Genomic DNA, 15420 nt, shown 5'->3' with positions numbered 1-15420 from the left:
GATTTAAGTGTGTCAGGCCTGCATTTCGCTGATGCCGACCTGTTGCAATGCCTTCGCCAGGTCAATCACCTGACGCTGTTCCACGTCTTTGATCTGCTGCAATTGCTGGCCCAGGGTCGGGGCGCCGAACACGCCCCGCAGGCCTTGCGCCGCGTCACCGCCGCCCTGGATCGCTCGGCTGTCGAACGCCTTGAGGCCACTGTCCCCGCCGCCGCTCTCGCGATTGAACAACCCCGACAAGGTGCTTGAACCAAACACCCCGCCATCGCCGCCGCCAAAACCGAGGAAGCCCTGCGCGCCGCCGTTCGCGCCACTGTCGCTGTTGAACACCTGGGCAATGAAGCTGGGCGCCAAGGCACCGTTGCGAATGAAGATGTTACCGATAGGCGGCAAGCCCGCGCCCATCTCGCGCTGTTCGAACAACGCCGGGAAGCCAATGGGTGAACCCAGGTCGCCCACGGGCCGGCCAAACACGATCGGTTGCAGCGGCACATCCGGCGCGCCGGGTGGCGGTGCCGGCTCGGTGACGCGGAACAGCGGGTCGCCGGTCAGGGCAATGGTGTTGATCGCGTAGTTGTTGGAATTGGCATAACCGCTGCCAGCGTTGCCCGTCATGTCATTCACCAGGCCCGTGTCGAGGGTGATGAAGTTGCTCGGGTCGTTGAGGTTGGCCGTCGGTGTGAGGGTCGCGGTCCAGGTTTTGCCGCCGTCGTTGCTGGCCAGGTTGGACAAGGTGCCGTTGGCCACGCTGAGGTCATCCAGCACGAAGCCGCTGACTTTCTCACTGAAGGTAAACGTGACGGTGGTGGTCTGGCCGACGGTCAGGTTCGGGTTGGCAATGGTGATGGTCGCCGTCGGGCGTTCGCCATCGATCACGAAGTTGTTCGAGATCGCAATGCCGCTGCCGGCGTTACCGGCAGCATCGTTGACCTGGCCGGCGTCCAGCACGATCACGTTGGTCGCATCGGTAATCGCCGCCATCGGGGTCAGGGTGGCGGTCCAGGTTTTGCCGCCATCGTTGCTGGCCAGGTTGGACAGCACGCCGTTGGCCACGCTCAGGTCAGACAGATCGAAACCGCTGACGGCCTCGCTGAAGCCGATGGTGACGGTGGTGGTCTGGCCGATGCCCAGGGTGCCGTTGGCCACCGAAATGGTCGCGGTCGGGCGCTGGGTGTCGATCGCATAGTTGTTCGAATCGGTGCTGCCGCTGCCCGCGTTGCCGGCGGCGGTCTGTACGCCGCTGTTGTCCAGGCTGATCAGGTTGCTGGTGTCGGTCACGTCGGCCGTCGGCGTCAGGGTCGCGGTCCAGGTCACGCCGCCGTCGCTGGAGCCCAGGTTGCTCAGCACGCCGTTGGCCACGCTCAGGTCGGCCAGGGTGAAACCGCTGACAGCCTCGGAGAAGGTGATGGTCACCGGGGCGGTCTCGCCGGCCTTGAGGGCGGTGTCGCCGACCACGATGGTCGCCGTCGGCAGCACGGTGTCGATGCTGTAGTTGGCCGAGTCGGTCGTTCCCGTACCGGCGTTGCCGGCCAGGTCGGCAATGCCGGTATTGGCCAGGGTGATCACGTTGCTGGCGGCGCGGATACCCGCCGCCGGTGTGAAGAGAGCCGTCCAGGTGATGCCGCCGTCGCTGCTGCTGACCGCGCTCAGGGTGCCATGGGCGACGTTCAGGTCGCTGTTGTCAAAACCGCTGACGGCTTCCGAGAAGGTGACCGTGACCAAGGAGGTTTCGCCGGCACTCAACACAGGGTCGGCCATCACGATGGTCGCCGTTGGCCGCTGGCTGTCGATGGTGTAGTTGTTCGAGTCGGTGGTGCCGCTGTCGCTGTTGCCCGCCAGATCGGCGATGCCGGTGTTGTCCAGGGTGATCACGTTGCTGGTGTCGGTGATGCCGGACGTCGGGGTGAACGTCGCGGTCCAGGTCACGCCGCCGTCCGCACTGCTCACGGTGCTCAAAGTGCCGTTGTTGATCGTCAGATCGGCGTTGCTGAGCCCGGTGACCGCCTCCGAGAAGGTGATCACCACCAGTGAGCTGTCACCCACGCCGAGGGCCGGGTTCGCGACCACGATGGTGGCCGTTGGGCGCACGGTGTCGACGGCGTAGTTGTTCGAATCGGTGGTGCCGCTGCCGCTGTTGCCGGAGCCGTTTTGCACACCGCTGTTGTCCAGGGTGATCACGTTGCTGGTGTCGCTGATCGCGCTGCTCGGCGTGAAGGTGGCTCTCCACGTCACGCCGCCGTCGTTGCTGCTGACGGCGGTCAGCGTGCCGTTGGCGATCGTCAGGTCGGCGTTGGTAAAACCGCTGACCGCTTCGGAGAAGGTAATGGTGACCAGCGAGGTGTCGCCGATTTTCAGGGCATTGTCGGCGACGACGATAGTTGCGCTCGGCTGCACCGTGTCGATGGTGAAGTTACCCGAGTTGGTGACACCGCTGCCGGCGTTGCCGGCCAGGTCGGTGTAGCCGGCGTTGTTCAGGCTGATCAGGTTGGTGGTGTCGCGGACGTTGCCGGTCGGTGTGAAAGTCGCCGTCCAGGTCACGCCGCCATCCGCGCTGCTGACTGTCGAGAGGGTGCCGTTGGGTGCGTTCAGGTCGCTGTTGTCAAAACCGCTGACGGCTTCCGAGAACGTGACCGTGACCAGGGAAGTTTCGCCGGCACTCAACACAGGGTCGGCCATCACGATGGTCGCCGTTGGCCGCTGGCTGTCGATCATATAGGCGTTGGACGACGTGGTGCCAGACCCGACGTTACCGACGCCGTCGACCACGCCGGTGTTATCCAGGACAATGTGATTGTTGTTCTGAGAGACGCCTGCCACAGGCGTCAACGTCGCGGTATAGGTGATGTTGTCGCTGGTGCTCAGGCTGCTCAGGGTGCCATTGTCGGTGGTCAGATCGGCCAGGCTGAACCCGGTCACTGCTTCGCTGAAAGTGATGGTCACCAGCGACGAGCCGCCGATCCCCAGGTGGTCGTTGTTCACCACCACCGTCGCGGTCGGACGTTGGGTGTCGATGGCGTAGTTATTGGAATTGCTGGTGCCGACGCCGACATTACCCGACACCGCCGCCTGGACACCGCTGTTGTCCAGGGTGATCAGGTTGGTGGCGTCGCTGATCGCGCTGCTCGGGGTGAACGTCGCGCCCCAGGTAATGCCGCCGTCGCTGCTGCTGACCGCGCTCAAGGTGCCATTGGTGATCGTCAAGTCGGCATTGCTGAAACCGGTCACGGCCTCGTTGAACGTAATCATCACTTGGGAGGAGTCACCGATTTTCAGCGTCGGGTTGGCCACCACGATGGTCGCCGAAGGCAACACCGTATCGACGGTGTAATTCGCCGAGTTGGTGGTGCTCGCGCCTGCGTTGCCGGACAGGTCGGCGATGCCGGTGTTGGCCAGGGTGATCACGTTGCTCGCGCTGTTGGTGTTCGTTCCTGGGGTGAAGGTCGCGGTCCAGGTGATGCCGCCGTCGGCGCTGCTCAGGCTGCTCAGGCTGCCGTGGCTTGCCGTCAGGTCGGCGAGGGTGAAGCCGGTCACGGCTTCGCTGAAGGTGATCGTCACCAGCGACGTTTCGCCAGCGGTCAGCGCCGGGTCGGCGACCACGATGGTCGCGGTGGGGCGCACGGTATCGATGACGTAGTTATTGGAGTCGCTGGTGCCGGTGCCGGTGTTGCCGCTGGTGTCGCTATAGCCGGTATTGTCCAGGGTGATGACGTTGGTGGTGTCGGTGAGGTTTGCACTCGGCGTGAAGGTCGCGGTCCAGGTGATGCCACCGTCGTTGCTGCTCACCGCACTCAGGGTGCCATTGGACACCGTCAGGTCGACATTGGAGAAACCGACCACGGCTTCCGAGAAGGTAATGGTCACCAGCGAGGTCTGGCCAATGCCCAGGGAGTTGCTCGCAACCACCAGGGTCGCGGTCGGACGCACGCCGTCGATGGCCACGTTGTTCGACGTGGTAGTGCCGCTGCCGGCGTTGCCCGCCACGTCCTGGACCCCGGTGTTGTCCAGGGTGATGTGGTTGCTCGCGCTGACGATACTCGCCGTCGGGGTAAAGGTGGCGGTCCAGGTGGTACCACCGTCGTTGCTGCTGACCGCGCTCAGGGTGCCATTGGACACTATCAGGTCGGCGTTGGTGAAACCGGTCACGGCTTCACTGAAGGTGATGGTCACCAGCGAGGTCTGGCCGATGCCCAGGTTGGTGTTGGCGAACACGACAGTCGCGTTCGGCCGCGCGGTGTCGACCGCATAGGTGTTGGAATTGGTGGTGCCACTGCCGGCGTTGCCCGCGCCATCACTGACCGCGGTGTTGTTCAGGGTGATGACATCGCCGGTATGGGAGGCCCCAGGGGTCGCAGTCAGGGTTGCGGTCCACGTGAGACCACCGTCGTTGCTGCCCAAGTTGCTCAGGACGCCGTCGGCGACCGTGAAGGCGCCGACGGTGAGCCCGGTGACCGCCTCGCTGAAGGTGATGGTCACCAGGGACGTGTTACCGCTGATACTCAGTGCGGTATCGGACACCACAATGGTCGAGGTCGGCAGCACCGTGTCGATCGCATAGGTGTTGGACGTGGTCGTGCCGGTACCGGCGTTGGTCGCGGTATCGGTATAGAGGGTGTTGTCCAGGGTAACGACATTGCCGCTGCTGCTGTTGCTGGCGCTTGGTGTCAGGGTCGCGGTCCAGTGGATATTGTCACTGGTGGTCAGGTTGCTCAGGGTGCCGTTGGACGCCGACATGTCAGTAAGGCTGAAACCGCTCACCGCTTCGCTGAAGGTAATGTTCACCGTCGAGTTGACCGTGGTGCTCAACGTCGGCGCAACGACCGTAACGGTCGCGGTTGGGCGCACGGTATCGATGCTGAAGCTGTTGGACGAGGTGGTGCCGGTCCCTGGTGTCCCCGTCGACGTGGCGGTGACGCCGGTATTGTCGAGGACAATCTGGTTGGTGGCGCTGGTCACGCTCGCGCTCGGCGTAAAGGTCGCGGTGTAGGTGATGTTGTCGCTGGTAGTCAGGGTGCCCAGGGTACCGTTGCTGATCGTCAGATCGGCGCTGGTAAAGCCGGTCACGGCCTGGTTGAAGGTAATGGTCACCTGCGAGGTGCTGCCGATGTGCTGCGCGGTGTTGCTGACCACGATGGTCGCGACAGGGGCCGGACTGTAAGCGGTGTTCGCCGTTCCGCCGATATCGTTGAACAGACCGTTGACTGCTGTGGGTTTGCTGCCCGCCGAGGCGTTGGTGGCCAAGCCACCGTTACCACTGGCACCGGTGTTGGCCGAACCGCCCAGCGCCGCGAAGTTGGCCGCCGTGATCAATACCGTGCCTTTGTTCCAGATGGCACCGACACCCAGGCCACCGTCACCGCCATTCAGAGTAGTGCCGCTGCCGGTAGCCGAACCGCCACCGCCGCCGCCGCCGGCACCGATGTTACCGGTAATCGAGCTGGTGCCGACGATGGTCAGGGTGGCGCCGCTGGCGTTGTAGATACCGCCAGCCGCTCCGCCGCCCTTGCCACCGGCACCATCCCAGCCGGAACCACCCCCGCCGCCGCCGATCGACAAGGCGCCAGAGCTCGCTGTGCCACCCGCGGAGCCGTTGGTATAACCCCCGACACCGGTCGAGCCGGCGCCACCGACGCTCGAACCACCGCGACCGCCCATGGTGTAGGCGCCCCCGCCTGCCCCCCCAAGGTTGGTTGAACCTGCGATACCGGCGTACAGGTTGGCCCCGGAGTTGCCGCCAGTCCCGCCGATGCCGCCGCCCAACGCGCCGCCACCACCACCGCCACCGCTGGCATTACCAACGCCCGCGCCACCACCACCGCCGCCGCCTGAGGCCGCGTTCGCTGTCACGCTGACATTATTCAGGGTCAGGACACCGAAGTTACTTATCCCCGCCCCCAACAAATTGGCTGCGGTGGCACCGCTGCTATTGGCGCTGCCATTGCCGCCGTTGCCAGCCGCTAGACCCTGGGTGATAACCAAGCCGTCCAAGGTCGCGGTGACACCGCTGTTAACCTTGAGCACCTGGGTCTTGTGCTGCCCGCTGAGGGTCACATCAGCAACGCCATCGAGGTTCAGGTCGCCCTCGACGGTCAGGTTCTTGCTGATGACCAGTTGCGAATTCAGGTTGACCGTCATGCTGGAGTTGAAGGTGACGATATCACCCGCCACCGCGCTGCTCAGGGCCGAACGCAGTGAACCGACGCCACTGTCAGCGTTGCTGGTCACGGTAATGGTCGCCAGGCCGTACTGATACGCCGACATCGCCTGGTACGACAACGCCGTATGACTTTCGATGGAGCCGGTGGCGACTTCCAGGGTCCAGTCGCCGCCCAGGCCGGTGCGGTTGGTGGACGCGGCAACATCGCGCCCGGTCAGTTGCGCCAGGGAGTCGACAAAGTTGATGCCTTTGTCGCCAGCGGCGGTGTTGCAGGCGTAGATCAGGATATCGCCGCCCACGTTCATGTCCTGACCGATCTGCGCCAGCACTTCGCTGCGGGCCGCGACGTTGTCGGCAGACAAATAGGTACTGCCCAGCCACAGATCACCGGCATTGCCGTGGGCGATGATCTGCACCGAGCTGACGCCCTGATGGCTGCCCAGGTAATCGGCGATCTGCTGCAGGCCGTCCTTGCTCGCATCCAGTTGCACCACTTGGGTGCCGGGTGCGACGCCTTTGAGCAGCTCGGCGGAATCCTTCACGCGGGCATCGACAAACACCACGCTCTGCCCCGGCACGGCAACCGGCGCGGGGGTGGCGGGCGCGTCGGACTGCGCGTGGCTTTCGCTGCCGGTGGCGGCGTGTTCGGTGGTCGTCGGCGCCTTGGCCGCAGCATCTGCGGTGGCGTGGCTGTCGGCCTGGGCCGCATCGGCCACGGTGGCGGCCACTGCGCCGTCGAACAGCATGCGCGGTTCCAGGGACATAATCATCGGCGTCGCCAGGGTGCTGGCATTGGTTGTTGCTGGCCGTGCCTTAAGGTTGTTCCACCACATGCTGCTCACCCGTTGGTCGAATGCTGATTTGCGCAATGAAAAAAACCGCGATCAACTGATCGCGGCATCGGCTTTGGTACGGATCACATTGGCGGCGCTGGAAGTGCCATCACGCCAAAAAGACATATGCGCGAACTGCTCGAAGAGATCGGGCGGCAGGATGGTCCGCCGGGGCTGCAGTTCCACCTTCGGTTTGACCCGATGCAAACCGCTCACGCCGAGGGCGTCGTCGAAGTCCGGCGCGTCGTAGCTCAGGTGCTCGAAATCGTGCTCGAACCAGGGCTCGCCGATAAATTCGTAGACCAGCCGCATGACCCGCTCGGGGGCCTGGGAGAGCAAGTCGTAGTCGACCACCAGCATCGAGTCGGCGTGTTCGCCGTAGTACGCCTCTTTGAGCGCCGACCAGGCGTACCCCACCAGGCGATTGCGCTGGCCAAGGGTTTCGACACGGCTGTAGACGGTGTTGCGCTCGACGTCGTCGTTGAACAGCTTGGTGTTTTCGAAGGGGTTGGCGCGGTACACACGCTCGAGGCTGTCCATGATCCACGCCACATTACGCACGCAGGCGATCACCTTGGCCTGGGGGAACAGGTCGTGCAGCGCCGGCATGCGGGCGCACCATTGGCGATTGGTGTCGAACACCACCGGCACAGGGGCGCGGTCGGCGTAATAGGCATCGAACAACCCGCGCAGCAAGCGGCGCCGGGTGTTGGCATCGATGACCGAGCCGAACTCGCTGCCAGCACTGCATTGCCCCAGCACGCCGTTGAACAGAGTGCCCACGGGGCTGCTCATGCCAGCGTGAAAGCGCGGGTTCTGCAAGAGGATCGCAGACAGCAGCGTCGAACCGGAGCGGGGCAAACCGGAGATAAAGTGATACTGCATCCCTTCACCACTTTTGTAGGACAAAAATCCATTTGTATACGAATCGTAACTGATGATTACAAAGTTCACTAGTGGTCAAATGCCACTGTTTTGATATTCCCTTCATTCCAAATGGATATTAGCGGCAGGCCTCTGGCTGCGAAGGCTCTGGGCCGAGGCATAGCACGAATAATCGCGCCCTGGCACCGCCCCCGTCCTGCTGCATTTTTTCACGCCATCCGTCCGGTAGCGGCGCAAAATCGTCCGGTGCTTCGTTGCTGCTGATCAGCCAGACACGCTGGGTATCGGCCGGTAATGCCGACAAACGGTCGAGGTAAATACGCCCGCCGTCCTGATCCACCAGCGTGCCAAAACCATAGGAGTTCGGCCGCGTCGGCGTGCCATCCGGTTTGGGCGGGGTGTAAAGCTGCAATTGGGCGTCGGTCCGGTCGTAATACACGTAGCTGAGGTACCACAGCATGTCGCTGAGGACGATGCGGTCACCTTCCTGGTAGTTGCGATTGACGAACTCCACCGGCACGTTGAACTGATCATCCACATCCACGGTGGCATTGTTCTTCACCCCCAGCAGTTCCACACCGACGCACAGCACGAACAATGCCGCGCCCAGCCATGAAAGACGTCCGGGCAGGCGGTCGATGGCCAGCGCCAGGATGATCGGCAAAGCCAGGGCATAGACGGTGAGGTAACGCTCGATAAACACCGACGAGATAAACGACACCCCGTACACCAGTAGCAACGGCAGCAAGAAAAACAGCGCCAACAGACCGGCCGACCGGTAGCGCGTCTGATCGCGCCAGGCGCAGACGCCGACCACGGCCACCAGCAGCAGCGGGAATGACCAGAACAGCACAGGCGATAAGCCAAGACCCTCGTCCTGCAACATGAACTGCCAGATCATCGACGGCACGGAGAACAGGTTGATCGGCTCTTCCCAGCCGATGTCGCCGCCGACCTTGAGCTGTTCGACATGCTGCACCAGGCCCACCAGGTTCGGCAGCCAAGGCAGGTACACCAGCACGATCGCGACGTTGGCCACCCACCAGGCCGGACGCGTGATCAAGCGCCGACCGGGGGGCTGGGACGCACTCAACAGGCCCAGCCAGGCCCAATGCACCAACACACACAACGCGGTGAAGTAATGGGTATAGAAACCGGCGGCCATCAGCAGCCCATACCCCAGCAGGTAGCGCGTGCGCTCGGGGTGGCGCACCCAATACACCAACGCCAGCGTCGCGCCCAGCAGCCACACGCCGAGCAGCGAGTACATACGCACTTCCTGGCTGTAGCGCACCGCGCTGGGAAACAGCGCCAGCAGCACACCCGCCAGCACGGCGGCACGAAGGGTGGACAACTGCCGCGCAAGGCAGATGCCCAGGCCCACCACGACCACACCGGGAATCGCACTCATGCTGCGAATCGACCAGATGCCGTCGCCGAACAGCTCGATCCAGCCGCGCAGCAAGAAGAAATACAACGGCGGATGCACATCGTGGGCGGCGTGAAACCACAGGTCGGTCGCCGCATATTGGCTGAGCAGCAGGCTCGAGCCTTCGTCGCCCCAGATCGCCGCGGCCGTCAGGCCATAAAAACGCACGGCCAGCGCCAGCGCCAGAATCGGCACCCACCATAACTGGCGCAACCAATCGCCACCGTCACGGCCCTTTGCGAGGCGATTGACAGCAGAAATCACCCCAACTTTGTCGTCTTGCTCTACCACAGACCGTCGCACCCCGATTCCCCCGCCACTGCCCATTTCCAGGGCCAAACCTGCGCATGCGCAAACAAGCGCCACTCTAGGACAAAAGCCCCGGATTCGCTCGTTGTTTCGCAACCGGCAGGCAGCGCTCAAAACCTGCGTCTACGCTCTGCGATGAAGCCGGATCGACTGGCTTTATATCCCCTTGAACAGCTCACACAAGGATGAACGATTCATGGAAGTATTCATCGGCACCATCCAACCTTTCGCCTTTAATTTCGCCCCAAGAAACTGGGCCTTCTGCGCCGGCCAGCTCCTGCCCATCAGCCAATACCAGGCGCTGTACGCGCTGATCGGCACGACATATGGCGGGGACGGCACGCAAACCTTCAAGCTGCCTGACCTGCAAGGTCGCCTGCCCATCGGCCAAGGCAATGGCCCGGGCCTGTCGCAGCGGTTGATCGGCGACGTCGACGGCGTCGAAAGTGTGATGGCCACCCAGGCCAACCTACCCACGCACACCCATAGCACGGCGGCGCTGGCAGTCAGCGCGGCGGTGCAACTGGCCGCCACCGCCAGCAACCCGCTTACAGCGCCGAGCGCCGCCAACGCGTTTATCGGCGCCTCCGGCGGCGGGCCGGGCAGTGCCTCGATCTTTTCCGACCAGCAGGGCGCCAGCCCGGTACCGCTCAAAGGCGTCAGCACGAGCTTGACCGGCACGCTGGCCTTGGCCGGCCAAGGGTTGCCCATGGACACGATGAACCCGTTCCTGGTGATCAACTTCAGCATTGCCCTGAACGGGGTCTTCCCGTCACGCGACTGACCCGCACCCGGGCCGGGGCACTTGGGCCTCGGCCTCTCTGACACGGAGCCGATGTATGTTGAACCTGGTCACCCCCGAGCACTTTCGCCCTCTGCTTGCGCGCACGAGTGTGTTGTACCTGCCGGATGGGTCGGCGCTGCCGATCCAGATCCAACAGGTGACTGATGCGCCCAAAGCCAGCGTGCCGGGCAGCCCGCGCACGGCCTTCAGCGTGTTGCTCGACAGCCTGGAGCCGACGGATTTCGTCGACGGCCTCTGCCGTTTGCCGCTGGCGCAGACCTGCCTGGAGCAGGTGTTTGTGTCCCGCGAACCCGCCATGGGCCGCGACAACGCCCGCGGTTATTTCTGCATCGTGTTCAACTGAGACGGGTACCACACCAGCCGCTGCGCGGCGGGCGTCTCTTCCTCCAACCGAAACCCCAGCGCCAGGTAATGCTGGCGCGCATGGGGGTTGCTCGCCCACACCACCGTGGCCACCGGGCAACACACCTGCTGCGCGGCCCGTTGCACGCCGTGCAGTACCGCGCGGCCAAAACCCTGGCCTCGGGCAGCGGGGATAAACGCCAGGTACAGCACACGGATTTCATTCGGGCCGAAATCGGCACTCAGGGCGCCAATGGGCGTGTCGAGTTTTTCGATCACATAATGCAAGGCCCCGGGAAAATGCTCGCCCATGCCGTTTTCCTGCACTTGAAACTGTTGCGCGATCACCGCCTCGACCAGCCCCTGCTCACCGTCGATCCACTGCAAATCGGCACGCGCCGAGCGGTAGAGGCTTTGCAGAAATGGCCCGTCGGTGGGCCGTGACGGGCGCACCACCAGGCCCTGCGCCAAAGCGCCGTCCTTGTTCAACATGCCTTTGCACTCCTGTCAGAATCCGCTTTCCCGCACGCCCAAGGCCGCCGCTCGACGCCAGGCCACGCCCAGCACCGACTCGCTGCGCCCTTGCAACACCACCACGCCGCGCAGCGGTTGATGGGGGGTGGCGATCGGTTGCGCACTGCGCAACCGCACGCCGTACTGCGCCTGCACCGGCGCCGGGCGCTGGTTTTCGTCGCGGCGCACGGCAATCGGCCCGTGGTGGTCGGAGGTCAGGGCTTCCTGGTCCAGATAGGCCACGCCGTTGGCATCGATATCGGTCAGCACCACCGGGATGGCGGCGCGCATCGGGTCATCGGCGATAAAGCGCCCGCTCGCCCCCGGCGTCACCCGCCACAGCTCGGCTTCCGCCAGATACCCGCGCAGGCGCGCGCCCTCCTCGACCACTCGCGCCAGCGCGTCTTTAGGCGACAGCCAGCGGCCCACGCTCAATTGCGGCAGCACGTCGCGCACGGTGCCGGCATGGGGCGCACGCAACAGCAGGCGTTCGCGCTGGGCGGCAAGCCCGCGGTATTCGGCCAGGGCCTGGGACAGGCGCTGATCGTTGATCCCGGCGTCGGCCGCGGTTTCACTGCGTCCGGCCTGGCGACGCATCTGCAACTGCAGGATCTCCACTTCGCGGCGCACGATGCTTTGCCGCGCATCCAAATCCGGCGATTCCAATTCGATCAGCACCTGGCCCTGGGTCACAACTTGCCCATCCACCACCCGCAACTGTTTCACCCGCGCCGCCACCGGCGCGTGCAAGGCACTGGCGCGCCCGGCCTCGAGCATGCTCGGCAACTCCACGGCACTGCGCCACGGCACCACCAGGGCCAGCACGATCAACAGCAGCCCCAGGCCGCTGAGCAGCACCCGCGGCGCATGGGCCTGGCTGCGGCGACTCCACCATTCGCGCCACTCCTTGAAGATCGGCAGGCAGATGAACCACACCAGTTCCACCAGCATCAGGAAGATCCCCAGCAGCTTGAAGAACAGGTGATACACCGCCAGGGCAATCCCCAGGAACAGCGCCGCCCGCCACAACCAGGCCAGGTAACCCCACCACAGCAGGCGCCGTTGCATGTTCGGCGCCCAGGGTTCCGGCGCCGGTTCGCCATAGCCGAACAACCACTCGCGCAGGCGCCAGCGGCAAAGGGCGAAGGCGCGACCTTGCAGGTTGTCGACGCCCCACAAGTCGCTGATCAAAAAATAACCATCGAAGCGCATGAACGGGTTGAGGTTGATCGCCAGGGTGGTCAGCCACGTCGCACTGGCCAACATGAACGCCGCCGTGCGCGCCGCGCCGTCCGGCAGCAGCGACCAGGCCAGCAAGGCCACGCAGGCCAGCAACAACTCGGCCATCACCCCACCGGCGCCGATCAGCAATCGCGCGCGCCGATCATTGACCCGCCAGGCGTCACTCACATCGGTGTAGAACATCGGCAGCAACACCATGAACGCCACGCCCATGCTTTGCACGCGGCACCCGGCGCGCTTGGCCATGAAGGCATGGCCGAATTCATGGCACAGCTTGGCGAAGAACAGCGCCACGCCAAACGCCAGGGCACCGCCGAGGCTGAACAGGTGCGGGAACGTCGCCAGAAAGCGCTGCCAGTCCCGCGCCACCAGAAACACGCCCAGGCCCAGGGTCAGCGGCAAGCCGTAGCGCAACAGCCCCGGCCCGAAGCGCGCCAGCCACGGCCAGGCGCGGTTGAGGAACGCGTCCGGGCGCCACAGCGGGATGCGGAAGAACAAATATTGATGCAGCAGGATTTGCCACAGGCTTTGCTTACGGGCGGCGGCCTTGTAGGCGTAACTGGCACGTTGCTGCGGGTCCAGCGCGGCGATCAGGTCATGGGCGCGCAGGAAGCTCAGCAGCTCATCCACTTCGCTGGCGCCCAGGGGCAGGCCCGGCTCACGGTTGGCGGCTTGCAGGACGTGTTGCGGGTCGCCCAAGGACCAGTGGCGCAGCAGCCGAATGGCGGTGGCGCCGAGCTTGAAGTAACGCCCGCGCACCGGGTCGGCCAGGGTCCAGCGCGGCGAGCCGTCCAGGGCCGCGCCGGCGCTGGACAGTTGCAGGTCTTCACGCAGTGGGGGCAGGTTCATCAGAGGCCAACGCTCTGGCGCAAGCCGGCCAATGGCCGACGCAACAGGTACAGGGCCAGGGGCGCGCGCTCACCGAAGAGCTTCGCCGTGCCGCGCAGGCCGATGCGTGGCGGTGCCTCATCGAAGCGCGCATCGAGGCGATAGGCGAGTTGCCCGCCGGGCGTGGGCTGCGCCTCGTAGGCGGCGCGTTGCAAGGTGGCGAGGTGGCGCTGCAACGGGTCGCTGTCGAGGAACAGCGCAACCTGGGCGTCGGGCGCCAATGCGATGGCATCGCCCACCGCCAGTTCGATGCGCAACTCTGCCTGGCCGGGATCGGCGATCTGCAGCAGACGCTCGCCGGTCTGTACCGGTTTGCCGGTCCAGCGTTCGGCGTCGGCAAACACCGCGATACCGTCACGCTCGGCGCGTACTTCGCTGCGCTTGAGCAGTTCGCGGGCATAGTCGCGCTCGGCGCGTTTTTGCTCGACCCGGGCCGCGAGCAGGTCGATACGCGAACTCGATTCGGCATCGGCAAAGGCGCGCTGGGAATTAGCCTTGAGCTCCGCTTCGGCCACGCCCAGGGCACGCGCTGCCACATCGGCCTGGGCCGTGAGGGTGGTGCTTTCGAAGCGCAGCAGCAGGTCGCCGGTTTTCACCGTCTGGTTGGGCTTGACCAGGAACTCGGCGATCACCCCATCCAGCGGCGCCGCTACCACCTGGCCGGCCAACGGCACCACTTCGGCGGGCGCCAGTACCGATTGGCGCACCGGAATCAGCAGCATCAGCAGCAACGCGACCACCACCAGCACCTGGCGTTTGCGGGTCAGGCGCAGGCGCCACGGCTGGCGCGGTTGCAGCGCACGCCAAGCGTGGCTGTAGGTGTCGCCCAACTGCGCCAGCAGCACCTGCTCGGCCGGGTTCCAGGGCGTATCCCGCGCCAGCCACACACCGCCGAACACTCGGCCTTGCGGGTCGATCAAGGGCAACCAGAACACATGGCCGGCGGACAGGCTCTGCCAGTCGGCCTGCAGTTGCGCGCTCAATTGCGCGGCCGGCACTTCCCGGGCGGTCTGGCCCAGCCCGTGTTTGTGCAGTTGGGCCACGGCCTGCTCGACGAAGGCCACGAACGGCGCGTTCGGGTCGACGCTGCTCACCGCCGTCACCGCCCGCACCTTGCCGGCGATCAACAGCGCCGCATGGCGATAGCCGAACAGCGGTTGCCCATCGTTGACCAGGCTGTAGGCCAATTGCTCAGTGCTCTGGGCGGCGCGGGTCTGGCGTTCCAATTCGAGAAACTGCGCGAATACCCGCTCGGCATTGCCCGTCATCGGTGCGTTCATTGCAGTTGTGCAAAGTGCGCGGTGCCGCTCATGCCGGCCATCAACCCACTGGCATTGGGCAAGGTCGCGACCAGCAACAGGGTCTGGCTGCCTTCGTCGATGCGCGCGCCAAGGCGTTTGACGGTGGCGTTGAATGCCTGGCCGGTTTCGTCGGGGGTGAAGCTGAACGTCTGCCCGGGCTTGAGTTTGCCCATCCAGCGCGACGGCACCAGCAGGTGGATCTCCAGGCTGCGGTTGTCGACGATTTCCAGCAGCGGTGCGCCGGCCGAGACGCTTTCATAACGTTGGACTTTGCGCTGCACCACCTGGCCGTCATACGGCGCCAGCACGCTGCAGCGCTTGACCTGCACCTGATAGACCTGGGACTGGGCCTGGGTTTCGGTGAGTTTGGCTTCGGCGCGGGCCACTTCGAACCGGCCGACCGAATTCAGCGCCGCCAGTTGTTTGTTGTGGGCCAGTTCTTCGCCGGCGCCACGGCTGGCGGCCGAGGCGGCATTGAGTTGGGCCTGGTAGGCCGAGCAATCGAAACGCGCCAGGGTGTCGCCTTTCTTGAACGACTCGCCCTCGCTGAACGGCAGTTCGACAATCCGCCCCGACAATTCACTGGCAAGCATCGCCTGGTCACGGGCGCGCAATACACCACGGGCTTCGCTGTCGGCGCTGACGGCCGCTGCGGGCGCGTGGTCCAACAGCGGATCGTCCGCCATGACCATCGGCGCCAGGCTCACCAAGCAGGAAAA

The 15420-nt window shown here is 64.7% G+C and carries 9 protein-coding genes; 2 read left to right on the top strand and 7 right to left on the bottom strand.

Annotated features, from left to right (window positions below):
* Positions 1–12 precede the first annotated feature (12 nt).
* The 3 genes from JN756_RS00770 to JN756_RS00760 all read right to left on the bottom strand — a co-directional run bounded on the left by JN756_RS00770 (position 13) and on the right by JN756_RS00760 (position 9604).
* Positions 13–6924: an Ig-like domain-containing protein gene (locus JN756_RS00770; RefSeq protein WP_236255067.1), complete on the bottom strand. Its 6912-nt coding sequence runs from the start codon at positions 6922–6924 to the stop codon at positions 13–15.
* Between the two features lie 114 nt (positions 6925–7038).
* Positions 7039–7872: a sulfotransferase family protein gene (locus JN756_RS00765; RefSeq protein WP_017845533.1), complete on the bottom strand. Its 834-nt coding sequence runs from the start codon at positions 7870–7872 to the stop codon at positions 7039–7041.
* A gap of 118 nt (positions 7873–7990) precedes the next feature.
* Complete coding sequence (locus JN756_RS00760; protein ID WP_057006041.1) at positions 7991–9604, bottom strand: glycosyltransferase family 39 protein; 1614 nt, start codon at positions 9602–9604, stop codon at positions 7991–7993.
* Between the two features lie 202 nt (positions 9605–9806).
* On the opposite strand from JN756_RS00760, the gene JN756_RS00755 reads away from it, so the two are divergent.
* Positions 9807–10394, top strand: a complete 588-nt coding sequence (locus JN756_RS00755; protein ID WP_046385118.1) for a phage tail protein — start codon at positions 9807–9809, stop codon at positions 10392–10394.
* Positions 10395–10449: 55 nt separating this feature from the next.
* Positions 10450–10758 (top strand): hypothetical protein, encoded by a 309-nt coding sequence (locus JN756_RS00750; RefSeq protein WP_046385119.1) that lies wholly within the window; start codon positions 10450–10452, stop codon positions 10756–10758.
* Here JN756_RS00750 and JN756_RS00745 read toward each other — a convergent pair.
* The 4 genes from JN756_RS00745 to JN756_RS00730 are packed head-to-tail and all read right to left on the bottom strand — an operon-like array spanning position 10734 to position 15393.
* Positions 10734–11249 (bottom strand): GNAT family N-acetyltransferase, encoded by a 516-nt coding sequence (locus tag JN756_RS00745; protein ID WP_046385120.1) that lies wholly within the window; start codon positions 11247–11249, stop codon positions 10734–10736. The two genes, JN756_RS00750 and JN756_RS00745, sit on opposite strands and share 25 nt — an antisense overlap.
* Before the next feature lie 15 nt (positions 11250–11264).
* The gene (locus JN756_RS00740) at positions 11265–13361 is read right to left on the bottom strand and encodes a site-2 protease family protein (protein ID WP_046385121.1); all 2097 of its coding nucleotides are present in this window, start codon (positions 13359–13361) and stop codon (positions 11265–11267) included.
* Positions 13361–14680, bottom strand: a complete 1320-nt coding sequence (locus JN756_RS00735; protein ID WP_128192272.1) for an efflux RND transporter periplasmic adaptor subunit — start codon at positions 14678–14680, stop codon at positions 13361–13363. Before JN756_RS00735 ends, JN756_RS00740 begins: the two co-directional genes overlap by 1 nt.
* Positions 14677–15393, bottom strand: coding sequence for an efflux RND transporter periplasmic adaptor subunit (locus tag JN756_RS00730; protein WP_231590069.1), 717 nt, complete (start codon positions 15391–15393; stop codon positions 14677–14679). The genes JN756_RS00735 and JN756_RS00730 overlap by 4 nt, the downstream gene beginning before the upstream one ends.
* Positions 15394–15420 lie beyond the last annotated feature (27 nt).

This window comes from Pseudomonas sp. Y39-6, from assembly GCF_023651955.1.
In the GTDB taxonomy this organism is placed as follows: domain Bacteria; phylum Pseudomonadota; class Gammaproteobacteria; order Pseudomonadales; family Pseudomonadaceae; genus Aquipseudomonas; species Aquipseudomonas veronii.
This window is presented reverse-complemented; position numbering and strand designations above follow the sequence as displayed.